8 protein-coding genes are annotated in these 15,346 nt (G+C 59.2%); 4 read left to right on the forward strand and 4 right to left on the reverse strand.

Annotated features, from left to right (window positions below):
* The first annotated feature begins 171 nt into the window (after positions 1 to 171).
* Together EU556_RS21075 and EU556_RS21080 are read left to right on the forward strand one after the other, a co-directional pair.
* A complete protein-coding gene (locus tag EU556_RS21075; RefSeq protein WP_135436131.1) occupies positions 172 to 2,349 on the forward strand; it encodes a family 43 glycosylhydrolase in 2,178 nt (725 codons plus the stop codon).
* Positions 2,350 to 2,374: 25 nt separating this feature from the next.
* The gene (locus tag EU556_RS21080; protein WP_135436132.1) at positions 2,375 to 3,526 is read left to right on the forward strand and encodes a glycoside hydrolase family 88/105 protein; all 1,152 of its coding nucleotides are present in this window, start codon (positions 2,375 to 2,377) and stop codon (positions 3,524 to 3,526) included.
* A gap of 4 nt (positions 3,527 to 3,530) precedes the next feature.
* Here the strand turns inward: EU556_RS21080 and EU556_RS21085 are convergent, their stop codons facing one another.
* Complete coding sequence (locus tag EU556_RS21085; protein ID WP_317128726.1) at positions 3,531 to 3,824, reverse strand: L-rhamnose mutarotase; 294 nt, start codon at positions 3,822 to 3,824, stop codon at positions 3,531 to 3,533.
* 263 nt (positions 3,825 to 4,087) lie between these two features.
* Between EU556_RS21085 and EU556_RS21090 the strand changes: the two genes are divergently transcribed.
* Entirely contained in the window at positions 4,088 to 7,240 is a 3,153-nt protein-coding gene (locus EU556_RS21090; protein ID WP_135436134.1) for a glycoside hydrolase family 2 TIM barrel-domain containing protein, read from the forward strand.
* Between the two features lie 96 nt (positions 7,241 to 7,336).
* Positions 7,337 to 9,463, forward strand: a complete 2,127-nt coding sequence (locus tag EU556_RS26780) for a BNR-4 repeat-containing protein (RefSeq protein ID WP_210116339.1) — start codon at positions 7,337 to 7,339, stop codon at positions 9,461 to 9,463.
* Positions 9,464 to 9,539: 76 nt separating this feature from the next.
* Here the strand turns inward: EU556_RS26780 and EU556_RS21100 are convergent, their stop codons facing one another.
* The 3 genes from EU556_RS21100 to EU556_RS21110 all read right to left on the reverse strand — a co-directional run bounded on the left by EU556_RS21100 (position 9,540) and on the right by EU556_RS21110 (position 14,956).
* Positions 9,540 to 10,091, reverse strand: coding sequence for a 2OG-Fe(II) oxygenase (locus tag EU556_RS21100; protein ID WP_135436135.1), 552 nt, complete (start codon positions 10,089 to 10,091; stop codon positions 9,540 to 9,542).
* A 218-nt stretch (positions 10,092 to 10,309) separates the two neighbouring features.
* Positions 10,310 to 11,887, reverse strand: coding sequence for a RagB/SusD family nutrient uptake outer membrane protein (locus tag EU556_RS21105; protein WP_135436136.1), 1,578 nt, complete (start codon positions 11,885 to 11,887; stop codon positions 10,310 to 10,312).
* 27 nt (positions 11,888 to 11,914) lie between these two features.
* A complete protein-coding gene (locus EU556_RS21110; RefSeq protein ID WP_135436137.1) occupies positions 11,915 to 14,956 on the reverse strand; it encodes a SusC/RagA family TonB-linked outer membrane protein in 3,042 nt (1,013 codons plus the stop codon).
* Positions 14,957 to 15,346: the final 390 nt, after the last annotated feature.

The raw sequence follows: 15,346 nt of genomic DNA on the forward strand, positions 1-15,346 counted from the left end.
TGGCTTGCAAGCGGCCGGTACTCATCTTTATAGGGGAGATGAGCACGCCAGCTTCGCTTGCTACAGCCTGGCCTCTGAGGAGGTAGCCAGCTGGCAGGAGTGGGAACCTGCCGGGCTGGCTGGGCGGTGCCACCCGTTCGGAGCGAACCAGCAAACTACTACCAACTTTCAATGGCTCAACTATACTCCCTTCCTGGCCGCCTCCTGATGCGGGGCCTATTTCTGCTGCTAGGCCTATTGGCAGGGCTGACTGCGGTTGTGGCCGCGCCAAAAAGTAAGAACAGCGCCTACCTGTTCGTGTATTTTACGGGCAATGACATCAAGCAAGAGGCCATTCGGTTTGCCCTCAGTCCCGACGGTTACCACTACACCGCTCTGAATGGTAATCGGCCGGTTATTTCATCGGCCAGCATCAGTGAAACCGGTGGGGTGCGCGACCCGCACATTCTGCGCGGGCACGATGGCAAAACCTTCTACATGGTAGCCACCGATATGGTGTCGGCGAAGGGGTGGAGCTCCAACCGGGGAATGGTGCTGCTGCGCTCCACCGACCTGGTGCACTGGAAGTCCAGTGCCATCAACTTTCAAAAGCGGTACGCGGGGCAAGACAACCTGAAACGAGTGTGGGCCCCGCAAACCATCTACGATGCCAAAGCCGGCAAGTATATGGTATACTTCTCCCTGCAGTACGGCTCGGAGCCCGATAAAATTTACTATGCCTATGCCAACAAGGAGTTTACCGACCTGGAAGGGGAGCCGCAGCAGCTATTTTTCTCACCCACCAATGGCTCCTGCATCGACGGCGACATTGTGGCTAAGGGTGGTAAGTATTACCTGTTTTTTAAAACTGAGGGCCAGGGCAACGGCATCAAGGTAGCCGTTTCAGACCGGCTGACGGGCGACTACGTGCTGCGCGACAAATACGTGCAGCAAACCACCGACCCCGTGGAGGGGGCAGGAACCTTCAAGCTTCATAACTCCGACGACTACATCCTGATGTACGACGTGTACACCAAGGGCAAGTACCAGTTCACCCGCACCCGCGACATGGAGCATTTCACGGTGGTAGACAACGAGGTGCGCATGAACTTCCATCCGCGCCACGGCACCGTGTTACCAATCAGCGGGAGGGAGGCGGCCCGCCTTGCGGCTCAGTGGCTAAACCCCGCCGACGTGCTTGGCATGGCCCAGAACCGCGCCATTCGACAGCAAAACACCTTGGTAGACAGTGCCGCCGGTAAGGTGGCCTACCTGCTGAAGCCGGGCACCAACCGCCAGGCCTTCGACCCGCAACTGACAGCTTTTGGGCTGGATGAGAAGCCCCGAGGGCCGCAGGATTTCACACGGGGCCCCGTTGTGTATACACTAGGACCTGCGGGGCGGCAGCGCCCGTTCTCCGTGTCGGCTACCGAAACGCACAACCCGGCTTTGAAAGGCTACTACGCCGACCCCGCCATATTGTACTCCCAAAAAACCGGCAAATTCTACCTGTACCCCACCAGCGACGGATTTACGGGTTGGTCGGGCACCTACTTCAAAGCTTTTTCCTCTCCCGATCTGGTAAACTGGCAAGACGAGGGCGTTATCCTCGATCTGCCGAAGCAGGTTACATGGTCGCAGAAAAGCGCTTGGGCGCCGTGCATTCTGGAGCAGAAAACGGGCGCAGGTTTTCGCTACGCTTACTACTTCTGCGCCGGGGCTAAAATTGGCGTGTCCTTGTCTGACCAACCGACCGGCCCATTCAAGGACTCCGGCCAGCCCCTGCTCGATAAGCTGCCGGAAGGGGTGAAAGGGGGCCAGCAGATTGACCCGGCCGTATTCCAGGACCCCCAAACCGGCAAGAACTACTTGTACTGGGGCAACGGCTACATGGCCGGGGCCGAGCTAAACGATGATTTGGTGTCGCTGAAGCCCGGCACCACGCGGGTGCTCACGCCCGATGCCACGTTCCGGGAGGGCGCCCACGTGTTTTTCCGCAACGGGACCTACTATTTTATGTGGAGCGAAAACGATACCCGCGACCCGGACTACCGGGTGCGCTACGGCACCGCCTCCTCACCGCTAGGCCCCATCACGGTACCAGCTCACAATCTGGTCATCAGCAAAGACGAAGCCGCGGGCATCTACGGTACGGGCCATAACTCCACCATACAGGTGCCCGGCCGCGACGAGTGGTACCTGGTATATCACCGGTTCACTTACCCCCAGGGCATTGGCATGGGCAAGGCAGCGGGCTTCCACCGCGAAGTGTGCCTGGATAAGCTGGAATTCAACCCCGATGGCAGTATAAAGCCGGTACAGCCCACCCACGCCGGTATTGAGCCGGTTAAACTTCCGCAAGCAAACTAAACCGCACAGGTCGGCTGGTCATGTTATGAGAAAACTCTCCACTTTATTTAGTGCGGTGCTGGTCCTGCTTGGGCTTAACTCGGGCTGCACTACTGCAAAGAAGACGGCCTGGGCCGGTAAGCCGCAAAAACAGGAAGTGCTGGCGCTTATCACGAAGGTGAACGACCACTGGCAAGCCGAGCATCCGCCCCAAGTGCGCTCCTTCTGGGACGTAGCCGCCTATCAAACCGGCAACATGGCCGCTTACGCCGTAACCAAAAATGAGCGGTACCGCCAGTACGCCGAAGACTGGGCCACTCACAACAACTGGAAAGGGGCCCAGTCCGACGACCGCGCCACCTGGAAGTACAAGTATGGCGAAACGCCCGACTACGTGCTGTTTGGTGACTGGCAGGTGTGCTTTCAGACCTATGTGGACCTCTACAACCTCAAGCCTGAACCCCAGCGCATTGCTCGGGCCCGCGAGGTAATGGAATATGAGATGAGCACCCCCCAGAATGACTACTGGTGGTGGGCCGATGGCCTATACATGGTGATGCCCGTGATGACCAAGCTCTACCGGGTAACCGGCAACCCCCAGTACCTAAGCAAGCTGCACGAGTACTTCACCTACGCCAACTCCATCATGTACGACCCCGAAACGGGCCTGTACTATCGCGACGCCAAGTACGTGTACCCTCAGCATAAGTCGGTGAACGGGAAAAAGGACTTCTGGGCCCGCGGCGACGGTTGGGTGCTGGCCGGCCTGGCCCGGGTGCTCCAGGATTTGCCAGCCACCGATGCCCACCGACCCGAGTACCTGGCTAAGTACCGCGGCCTGGCCGCCGCCATCAAGCAGGCCCAACAACCGGAGGGCTACTGGATTCGCAGCCTGCTCGACCCTGAACATGCTCCCGGTCCCGAAACCAGCGGCACCGCCTTTTACACCTACGGGCTGCTCTGGGGCATCAACAACGGCGTACTGAGCAAGCAGGAGTATCTACCCACCGTGCAGAAGGCCTGGCAGTATCTCACCACCACGGCCCTGCAACCCGATGGTACCATCGGCTACGTGCAGCCAATCGGGGAGAAAGCCATACCCGGGCAGGTAGTCGACAAAAACTCCACCGCCAACTTTGGGGTAGGGGCGTTTCTGCTGGCCGCCAGCGAGATGGTGCACTACTTACAGAAGCCCTAGCCCGCTAGGCCAGGTTGAACACCCGCTGCAGGGGCTGCATTACGGGGGAGGCATCGGGGTTGGTTTCCATCAGATCGGCCATGTACTCCCACCAGCGGCGCATGATGGGCAGGGTAGGGAGTTGCTCGGCGGAGTGGCCTAGGCGGCGCTTTTGCACGCCGAACAACCAGCCGCTGGACGGCTCCAGATAGATGGAGTAGTCGTAAATACCAGCCGCCTGCAATGCCTCCGCTAGCTCCGGCCAAATGGCTGCGTGGCGGCGCTCATACTCTGCTGTAGCACCGGGTCTAAGGCGCATTAGAAACGCAATTTCTTCCATGAGAAAGGATAGATTAATAGTAAAACCCGGTAGGTTAGGTCCGCTTAGCGTAATGATAAGCAATAGGTGAGCGGGGGCAGTGTCCTAGCGTGGGTTAGGCCAGCCCCTGGCGAATTTGACCCCGGCACTATCCCAAATTGACCCCGACGGCCGCATTGGGCCAGGGCGATATTGCCATCCTGTTTTACTGACAATCACCCCAGAGGCGCTGCTTATGCTCCCGCCTCTGCTTGCTGCCTGCTATGCGAACTGCTCGTTGTGTGTTTATGGCCCTGCTGTTTAGCAGTGCCGCCCGTGCTCAAACCTCTCCCAACGAATGGGAAAACCCCCAGGCTATTGACGAGCACAAGGAAAAGGCTCGCGCCTCCTTCATGCTGTATAATAAGCCAGCCGACGTAGCGACGGATGAGTACTCCCGCTCACCTTATTACCACTCGCTCAACGGCACCTGGAAGTTCCACTACGCCCCGCGCCCGGCCGAGCGCCCGACGGACTTCTTCCAGGCTGGGTTTAAGGATGCCACTTGGAAAACCATTGCCGTGCCCTCTAACTGGGAGGTGCAGGGGTTCGGTACGCCCATTTACACTAACATCACCTACCCATTTCCTAAAAACCAGCCCTTTATTGATGGCCGCGACAATCCGGTGGGGACGTACCGCCGGTCGTTTACGGTTCCGGCGGGCTGGGCCGGCCGGGAGGTGCTGCTGCACTTCGGCTCCATCTCGGGCTACGCGGTGATGTATGTAAATGGGCAGCGGGTAGGTATGAGCAAGGTGGCCAAGTCGCCAGCCGAGTTTGATATCACTAAGTACCTGCAACCGGGCGACAACCAACTGGCCGTGCAGGTCTTTCGCTGGCACGATGGCTCTTACCTTGAAGACCAGGACTTCTGGCGCCTCTCCGGCCTCGACCGCGACGTGTACTTGACCAGCCTGCCCCAGCAAACCATCTGGGACTTCTTCACTCACGCCGACCTCGACCCCAGCTACCGGCACGGCCAGTTTGCCGCCGATGTTACTGTGCGGGCTTTTGCCGCGGCCCCCGCCGCTCGGCTGTTAGTGGAAGTGCTGGACGCCAAGGGTAAAGTTGTGCTGCGAGAGCAACAGCCCGTGCCGGCGGCCAGCGCAGCGGGCACGCAAACCGTAAAGCTCAATGGCCGCATCAGCAACGTGAGCCGCTGGACCGCCGAAACGCCCGCCCTTTACCAGTGCCGCCTCACGCTGCAGGATGCTGAGGGCAAGACGCTGGCAATGACGGGTACCCGGTTGGGCTTTCGGAAGGTGGAAATCAAGAATGCCCAGCTCTTGGTAAATGGCCGCCCCATTGAGGTGCACGGCGTGAACCGCCACGAGCTGGAGCCCACCACCGGCCGGGTGGTAACCGACGCCGGCATGCGCCGCGACCTGGAGCAAATGAAGCGCTTCAACATCAACGCCGTGCGCACCAGCCATTACCCCAACGATGAGCGGTGGTACAAGCTCTGCGACGAGCTAGGCTTTTATCTAGTAGATGAGGCCAACATCGAAACCCACGGCTACGGGGCCGAGCTGCAGGGCTGGTTTGACAAGCAGCAGCACCCGGCCTACCGCCCCGAGTGGGCCGCCGCCCACCTCGACCGCATTGAGCGCCTGCTGGAGCGCGACAAAAACCACCCCTCCGTCATTATCTGGAGCATGGGCAATGAGTGCGGCAACGGCCCCGTCTTTCATGAGGCCTACAAGTGGCTGAAGCAGCGCGACCCCAGCCGCCCCGTGCAGTTTGAGCAGGCCGGCGAAGACACGGACACCGACATTGTGTGTCCCATGTACCCCGGCATGAAGTCGATGGAGCGTTACGCCAACGCCACCGACAAAACCCGCCCCTACATCATGTGCGAGTACTCCCACGCCATGGGCAACAGCTCCGGCAACTTCCAGGAGTACTGGGACCTGATCCGTAGCAAGCCCCATATGCAGGGTGGATTTATCTGGGACTGGGTTGACCAGGGCCTGCAGACCCAGACAACCGACGGGCGGCCCTTCTTCGCCTACGGCGGCGACTTGGGCGGCTACTACCTGCAAAACGACGAAAACTTCTGCGCCAACGGCCTAGTGGCCGCCGACCGTACCCCGCACCCGGGCCTCTACGAAGTAAAAAAGGTGTACCAAGACATCCGGTTCAAGTCCGCTAGGCCTGCCCAGGGCCAAATTACGGTTCTCAACGGCTTCTCCTTCCGCAACCTCGATGGGTACAGCTTCCGGTGGGAACTGCTGCGCAACGGGCAGCCCGCCAAGTCGGGCACGTTTGCCGTGGGTAAGGTGGAAGCGGGCCAGCAAAAGGAAGTGAAGCTACCCTTGCCCGCACTCAAACCCGAAGCCGGCGCCGAATACGTGCTCAACGTGTTTGCCCTGACCAAAGCGGCCGCGCCGCTGCTGCCCGCCGGCCACGAGGTAGCCCGCGAACAGTTTGTCCTGACGGCCCCCACGGCGTATTTTGCCTCATCCCCAGCCCCTAGTGGCACCCTGGAAGTACAGCAGGAGGGCGATAAGCTGACCTTCGCGGCTGGCGAGGTGCGCGGAGAGTTCAATACCAAACAGGGCCGCCTGACCAGCTACCGCCTCCGCGACCAGCGCGTGTTGGAGAGCTTCCCGGAGCCCTACTTTTGGCGCGCCCCCACGGATAATGACTTTGGCAGCGGTATGCCCCAGAACCTGGGCGCTTGGCGCACTGCCCACGCCGCCCGGCAGGTACAGCGCGTAACGGTGGGCGAGAAGTCGGCGGCGGGTTTGCCCATCAGGGTTGATTATCAGCTCACGGCCATCAATGCGCCTTACTCCGTTGAGTACTTGATTGGCAACGACGGAGTCGTGCGGGTAACAGCCGCCATTGACCTGACGGGCCGAGACCTGCCCGAAATACCCCGCTTCGGCATGCGAATAGAGCTGCCGCAGCGCTTCAACCAAGTGTCCTACTACGGCCGCGGCCCCTTTGAAAACTACGCCGACCGCAACACAGCCGCCCTGCTGGGCACTTACCAAGACTCCGTAGCAAACCACTGGACCAGCAACTACATCCGGCCTCAGGAGCACGGCTACCACACCGACGTGCGCTGGCTCACCCTCCGCGATGAGACTGGCCTAGGCCTGCGAGTGGAAGGCCTGCAGCAGCCTATTTGCTTCAGCGCCTTGCCTTTCCGCACCGAAGACCTCGACCCCGGCCTGACCAAAAAGCAGCAGCACCCCACCGACGTGAAAATGCGCGGAACCGTGACGCTGCAGATAGACCATAAGCAGCGGGGTGTGGGCGGCGATAACAGCTGGGGCGCCCTACCGCACGACCAGTATCGCCTCCTCGATAAGAAGTACAGTTACAGCTACACCCTGCGGCTGATCCAGGACAAGCAACCCCAGCCCTAACTGCCGCTCTTGTCTAAGGCCCCGCTGCCCCCTGGTCCAGCGGGGCCTTTTGTGCGTTTACCTTGGTGCAAAGCCTCTGAACCTGACTACTATCTTATGAACCCCCTTTCTTGGTTGCTAGGCCTGTTACTCAGCACCGCGTGCCTGCTTGCTCACCCCAGCGCTGCGCAAACACCCGTGGGGCTGGGTTGGGCCCGCAACAACGTGAACGGCGCCGTATTCCGCAAGAATTCCGTCGTGACGCACAAGCGCGAGCAGTACACAGCCTACTACGACTCGTTGGGGTACGTGCTACTGGCCAAGCGCCGCTTGCCGGCCGGAGCCTGGCAGGTGCAGCGGACGAAGTATAAAGGCAAGGTGCAGGACGCGCATAATGTTATCAGCCTGATGGTAGATGGGCGCGGGTACTTACATCTGTCTTTCGACCACCATGGCAACCCTCTGCGCTACTGCCGCAGTACCAAACCGGGTGGCCTAGCGCTAACAGAATTGCTGCCTATGACCGGGCAACAGGAGCAGAACGTCACGTACCCCGAGTTTCACCGCTTCCCTAACGGCGACCTGCTGTTCGTGTACCGCGACGGCAGCTCTGGCAACGGCAACCTGGTGCTAAACCGCTACTCGCCCGCTACCCAAACCTGGTCGCGCCTGCACAGCGTGCTGATTGATGGGGAAGGCAAGCGCAACGCCTACTGGCAAGCCTGCATTGATGGGAAAGGCACCATCCACGTTTCCTGGGTGTGGCGCGAGTCGCCGGATGTGGCCTCCAACCACGATATAGCCTACGCCCGCTCCCTGGATGGTGGCAAGACCTGGCAGAAAAGCACTGGCGCACCGTACCAGCTACCCATCACCGAAGCCACCGCCGAGTACGCGGCCCGCATTCCGCAGAACAGCGAGCTGATCAACCAAACGTCCATCACCACCGATGCGGCGGGCACGCCTTACATAGCCACGTACTGGCGCCCGGCCGGCACCCAGGTACCCCAGTATCAGCTGATTTACCTCGCTGGGAAGGAATGGAAAACCGCCCAAATATCTCAACGCATAACTCCCTTCAGCCTGAGTGGGGCCGGCACCAAGAAAATCCCAATTTCGAGGCCTCAGTTGCTGGTTAAGACTCAGGCAGGCAAGACGGCAGCGTACATGCTATTCCGCGACGTAGAACGGCAGGATAGGGTATCCGTAGCGCAGTGTGCAGACCTCAGAACGGGCGATTGGACTGTGACAGACCTCACTAGCTCATCGGTGGGCAACTGGGAGCCGAGCTATGATACCGAGCAGTGGCAGCAGCACGCACAACTACACCTGTTTGTGCAGCGCACTGGGCAGGGCGACGGGGAGCGGCTGGAACCGCTGTCCGCTCAGCCCGTGTACATTCTGGAGTGGAAGCCCGGTACTAGCCCCAAACCCGCAGCGGCAACAGTACCCGGCGCTAGGCCACAAGCAAAGGCCAAACCAGAGGCGGAGTGGAAGCTAGTGTGGGCCGATGAATTTAACATTGATGGCCGTCCCGACCCTCAGAACTGGCAGTATGAAACGGGGTTCGTGCGCAACCATGAGCTGCAATGGTACCAGCCCGATAATGCCCGATGTGAAAATGGCCTGTTGGTGCTAGAGGCGAGGCGCGAGCAGCGGCCCAATCCTACTTACGAGGCGGGCAGCCCGCACTGGCAAAACACACGCCCCACCATTGAGTATACTTCGGCCAGCCTCAACACCCGCGACTTGCACGCGTGGCAGTTTGGGCGTTTTGAGATGCGAGGTCGCATAAATACCAGCTCCGGCTTGTGGCCCGCCTTCTGGACGCTGGGCGTGGCCGGGCAGTGGCCTAGCGGCGGCGAAATTGATATTATGGAGTTTTACCAAGGCAAAGTGCTGGCCAACGTAGCCTCGGGCACGGCCCAACCCAATACCCCCAAGTGGGATAGCGAAACCAAGCCCATTGCCGTATTCAACGACCCCGACTGGGCCAATAAGTTTCACGTGTGGCGCATGGACTGGGATGCCGAAGCTATTCGGCTCTACCTGGATGATCAGCTGCTCAATGAAACTCCGCTTACTCAAACCGTAAACCAAGACGGCACCGGCATTAATCCCATGCTGCAGCCCCACTACATATTGCTAAACCTGGCCATGGGCGGCGAAAATGGAGGGCCTCTGACCGGTACCGTGTTCCCCAACCGCTTTGAGGTAGACTACGTGCGGGTATATCAGCGCTAGGCCAGTACAAACACGCTCATGACCGACAACCTCTTGGAGAGAGTAGACTAGGGGAGGCCCACGTTATAATAAAGCGCTAGTCAACAGCAGTGCGGTACATGATGTCGGTGCGGAGCACGTATTTCACGCCCTGGATTACCTCACTGCCCTCGTGATAGAGGCTGTGCAGGAAGATGAGCGCCATACCCTGCTTGGGCTGAATCCGCAGTTGCCGAAATGTAGTGTCGCCGCCTTGAAAATTATCGTTCAGGTACACCATGAAGGTGAAGTAGCTGGCCTCGGTGGCGTTGCGGACGTAGCTTTCATCAAAGTGGCCTTTGAACTGGTGCCCGCGCTGATAGCGGTAGAACCGGAACAGCTCGTTCAAACCAATGGCGGTGCTATTACCGAGCTGGGCGGGCACAAAAGGCTGTACCCGGTCCCATAAGGATGCCGCCAGCTCCTCGCTGTTATGGAAAGCGCGGTTGTTGTTGCGCACGCCGGTCATCACCTTGGCGCCGCTGGCCGTATTCACCTTGGCCAGCTCGTAGCCGATGCCTTCACTCTGCACAATGTAGTCGAGGCACTCTTTCCGAGTCAGAAAATCCTCAACGGTAAAAATGGTGTCGGTTAGCTTGTTAAATTTCAAATAGCTGCTGTATATCTGATGGTTGAGCAAGATACTATAGTTCCGATACTGTTCTTACTTGCTGTCAGTTGGGTGCTTACAAGCAGGCGTTCCGTAGTTAGTGGTGCGCGTTCAACTAGGCTGTAATAAAACCCAAAAACGACTGTCATCCCTCGCTAAGCAAGGAACGACAGTCGTTTTGATAGTGGTTAGTGTAAGGTGTTTACTGCACTTATAGCTTAGTAGCCAGGGTTCTGGCCTAGCGTGGCCCCAATGTTCAGGTCGATGGTAGACTGCGGAATGGGGAGCAGCAGGTTCTTGGCGGTTAGGCCCGTTACGGAGGCCCCATTCAGGCGCTGGGTCCTTTCTACCAAGGTGCCGGTGCGCACCAGCGTAATGCGGCGCTGTTCCTCTCCAATCAGCTCCCGGGCCCGCTCATCCAGGATAAAGTTAAGCGTGATGTCGGAGGCGGTAACCTGGGCGGCTTTAGCCCGGGTGCGCAGCACGTTGATGGCGGTAGCTGCCTCCGCAAGCTTGCCTTGGCGGAACAGCGCCTCGGCCAGCAGCAGGTACGTTTCGCCTAGGCGCATCATTGGCAAATCTTTGATGGTACCAAACCCGAAGGTGTCGGCCGGGTCAAACTGGTTCCATTTGGTAGTGTAGGGCGTGATGTAGAAGATGGTATCGGAGCCTTTGAGGCCCGTCACGCGCTTGCCATACAGGGCCGTCTGGCTGGGGTCGTTGTAATAGAAGTTGCGCTTGAGGTTGTACTTGGAGTTGCGCATGTCCTGAGCCGAGTAGAGGCGGTAGTCTACCCAGTTGCTCAGGCGCAGGCGGCCCAGGCCACGGCCACCCAGCGAGTCGGCCAGGGCCATGCCCTTCACATTGTAGTAGGCCGGCACCCACACCCGGCGCTGCTGGGCACTGGTGCTGGCGCCCGGCACCAGCAGTTGCTGCTCAATGCCCCAAATCAGCTCGGTGTTGCCCTGGTTGCGGCGCTGATTTCCGATTATAAACATGTCGGAGAAATAGTCGCCGGGTTGGCTGGCCCGCACGCCGTAGCGAGCCGTAATGAGTTTGTACTGCCCGCCGCTGATGAGAGCTTGCAGGGTTTGCTCGGCCAGGGCGGCCTGATTAGTACGCAGGTACACTTCACCCAGCAATTGTTGGGCGGCTCCCTGCGTGATGCGGCCCGAAGCGGCCTTGTTGGCTAGGAACAGGCTGGGAATTGCCGTTTTCAGGTCGTTTATAATGAAGTCATTTACCTGGGCAACTGGCGTGCGGGTGAAGTCGGTGCGGGGCGACGTCACGGCCTGCTCAATCAGGGGCACATCGCCCCAGAGCGTCGTCAGAAAGTTGTAGGCGTAGGCCCGGAAGAAGCGAGCCTCGGCGCTGATGCGGTTTTTATAGCCCTGGCGCACCGTGCTGGGAGCATTTGCTGCCCCGGCAATAATCTGGTTGGCGTTGTTGATTGTGCGGTATGCCCAGCTCCAGAACACGGCGCTGCCCTGGTCTTGGGAGTTGAGCTGGGTGTAGTTGTAGTAGGGCACCTCTACGCCCTGCACCTGACCAGGAATGGCCACGTCGGTACCGAGCTGCATAATGCTGAGCAGGCCCTGCTCGTCGGAGCGGGTGTACTGCTCGCGCACCACGGCCTGTAGGCCACCCATAGCGGCTTCAAAGCCCAGCGAGTCGGTCAGTACGGTTTGCGGAGTGTAGAGCGACTTTGGGTTTTCATCCAGAAATTCCTTGTCGCAGGAAGAGAGCAGCGTAGAGGTACCCAGCAGGGCCAGGCTGGCAAGTATGATTCGTTTCATTGAAGTAACAGGAAGTGCGGGTGGGAATTACTGCAGCGTAATGTTGAGGCCTAGCACGTAGGTGGCCGTGTTGGGGAAGTTGGGAGTACCACCATCCACGTTGCCGGTGCCGTTGCCGAGGGTGTAGTTCTGCTCGGGGTCGTACCCAATCCACTTCGTCCAGGTGTAGAGGTTGCGTCCGCTCACGTAGGCCGAGATTCCGCCCAGCTTCAGGCGCTCCGTCAGGGCCGTGGGCACGGTGTAGCTCAGGGTTACATCCTTGAGGCGGGTGAAGCTGGCCTTACTGGGGTAGCCGTAGCCGCGAGGGTTGTAGTAGTTGAGGCCGGGCCGGTCTTGGCGCTGATTTTCGGGAGTCCAGTAGCCCACTTCGCGGGGCGTATTCAGGCGGCCGCCCAGGTCCACGAAGTTGAGCGTGGGGTTATTTTTCAGTACCCCTTGCACCGTCTGAATAAACACGCGCAGGCTCAGGCCTTTGTAGCTAAAGGTGTTGGTCAGACCAGCCGTGTACTTGGGTAGGGTAGTACCCAGGTACTCGCGGTCGAGGCTCGTGATTTTACCGTCGCCGTTGAGGTCAGCAAACTTCAGGTCGCCGGGCTTAGCGCCGGGGTCGAGGCTGCTGGCGTCTTCGCCTTGCTGCCAGACGCCCACCATGCGGTAATCGTAAATGGCGCCCAGGGGCTTGCCAATAAAGCGGCGGTTGGCAATGTCGTCGGTGCCGTTGCCGTAGAGCTCCAGCACTTTGTTGCGAATGGCCGAGAAGTTGAAGTCCGATTTCCAGGTGAAATCCGCTAGCCGAACGTTCTCCGAGGTCACCGTCAGTTCCACGCCCCGGTTCTGCACCCGCCCAATGTTGTCGAGAATGGTGTTGTAGCCAGTCACAATCGGAATCTGACGGGCCAGCAGTAGGTTTTTGGTCTTGGCATCGAAGTATTCTACCGAGCCCGTCAGGCGGTTGCTTAGGAAGCCAAAATCAACGGCGTAGTTGGAACTGGTGGTTTGTTCCCACTTCAGGTTGGTGTTGCCAATGCTGTTGGCCCGCAGGCCTACCGACGTAACCCCGCCGTAAGCGTATTGCAACAGGGCGTTGCCGGTAATCGTCTGGTAGGGGTTAATGCCCTCGTTGCCCGTAGTGCCATAGGAGAAGCGCAGCTTAAGCTGGTTCACGAGATTATTATCCCGCAGGAAGCCTTCGTTGGCCACGTTCCAACCCACTGCCACCGAGGGAAAGGTAGCGTACTTGTCGGCGTCGGCCCCAAACACGGAAGAACCGTCGCGCCGGGCCGTAACTGTAAACAGGTAACGGCTGTCGTAGGAGTAGTTGAGACGCGCCATCTGCGAAACCAGGGCCCGCCGCTCACTGTAGGAACTTAGCGTGGGGGTGTTGGAGCCCGAGCCAATGCTATTGAACCCAATCCGGTCATTGATGAAGCCCGTGCCAGTTTCGGTGGTGGTAAAGTAGGTGTTCTGCTGGGAGCTGTAGAGGGCCGTGAAGTCGAAGTGGTGCTTCTCGATGTCCTTGTTGAAAATCAGCAGGTTTTCGATGGTGTAGTTATGACGCTCATCGTTGGTTAGCTGAGCTAGGCCCCGCAGGTTGCCAAATTCCCGCCCCTCGTAGTAAGCGTAGCGGTAAGGCCGGTAGGAGTACGTGGCGTTGAGGCGGTATTTCAAGCCTTTCAGGAAGGTAGGGGCCACCTCGGCATAGCCCGTGCCCGTGAGCTGATTCACCCTGCTCTCGCGGGTGGTGGTCAGGCCCAACAGTGGGTTTTTGATGAGCTGCTCCGGCGGCTGCGGGAATACCATGTAGGTGCCGTCGGGGTTGTAGATGGTGCCGTAGGGGCTGGCCACCTGCGCTAGGCCTAGGTCCACGCGGCCGCCATCGTCGTTGTTGTGCGAGAAGAAGGACGACGTGCCAATGGTTAGCCAGGGCGTGAGGTTGGCATCGATGTTGGTGCGCAGGCTCACGCGCTCAAAGTTGTAGCCCTTGAGCACGCCCCGCTGCTTGAAGTAGTCGCCCGAAACGAAGTACTTCACATCCGCAGTACCACCCGAAATCGACAGGTTATGGTCCTGAATGACGCCCCGTTGCGACACCTCATCCAGCCAGTTCACGGTGCGGCCGGCCTCATAATTGGCTTGCTCGCCCAGGTTGGGCACGGGCGTTACATTGATACCGCGCTGACGAGCAAACTCTTGGTACTTGGCCGAGTACGCGGGGCCATCGAGTGGGTGCAAGCGAGTATAGAGGTACTCAATACCCGCGTAGCCGTTGTAGCGAATCTGGGGCTTGCCGGTTTTGCCGCGCTTGGTGGTAATCAGAATAACCCCGTTAGAGCCCCGGGTACCGTAAATGGCGGTAGAAGAGGCATCCTTCAATATCTCAATTGAGCCAATGTCGTTGGGGTTAATGTCATTGAGGTTGCCGGGGAAGGGCAGCCCATCCACAATCAGGTATGGGTCGGTATTGGCCGTAATCGAGCGCACGCCGCGAATCTGAATCTGCGGGCGGCTGCCGGGCAGGTTAGAGCCGCCCGTGATGGTAACGCCCGCCACGGCGCCCTGCAGGGCCTGAGCCACGTTAGCCACTGGTATCTTCTCCAAACGGTCTTGCGGTACCGATACCACGGAGCCGGTTACGTCGGAACGCTTCTGGGTGCCGTAGCCCACTACTACCACTTCGGTCAGGGCCTGCGCATCCGACTTAAGCTGCACACTAACGGAAGTGCGGCCATTAATGGGGGTTTCCTGGGAGGTGTAACCAATAAAGGAGAATACCAGCGTACCATTGGCGTTGGCCTCGGGCACGAGCAGCGTAAAGCGGCCCTGATCGTCGGTGCTGGTACCCACGGAGGTGCCTTTCACTACTACGGAAACGCCGGGCAGACCCTCACCCTTGTCGTCGGTAACGCGTCCGGTCAGCGTAACGTCGGGGGCCACCAGGGTGGGTTTGTGGGCAGGAGCGGAGGCGGGCGCCCCGGCTGGGCTTACCACAAGGGGCGGGCTAGCGGAGCTGCCGGCAGCAGCCTGCGCGGATATTAGCGTTCCACATAAGAGTAGCCATTCTCTTTTCATAAGGTGGGAGGTTGCCATTCCGGCCAGAGGCGGAATGAGTGGGAGATTGATTGTGGGACAGGTAAGCTCAGGCAGCAGCTAGTGGGGAATCGCTGCTGACCCACCCTAGGCCAGTACTGCTAGGCCAGGAGGGTGTCATTTCTGCCTGAAATGGGGTTAGCTATCAGCTGGTTAAATGTAGCGGGGTGCTCAGCCGGGGAGGCAGCACATTTCAGTCAAAAAAGGGGGTTAAATCAAGCGCACCCCTTCCCGCTAACGCGGTAATACAACCACGTTAATTATGTAATGAATTGGTATATAATAACTTGCAAAAGGGTTCTTCTTCTGCGGCTTGGCTTGAAACCAGCAGCTTCAGCCGTCAACCCTGTATGGGTGGGCTGGCTTGGCTAG

Origin of the sequence: Hymenobacter fodinae, assembly GCF_004745825.1 — a bacterium.
GTDB classification, from domain to species: Bacteria; Bacteroidota; Bacteroidia; order Cytophagales; family Hymenobacteraceae; genus Hymenobacter; species Hymenobacter fodinae.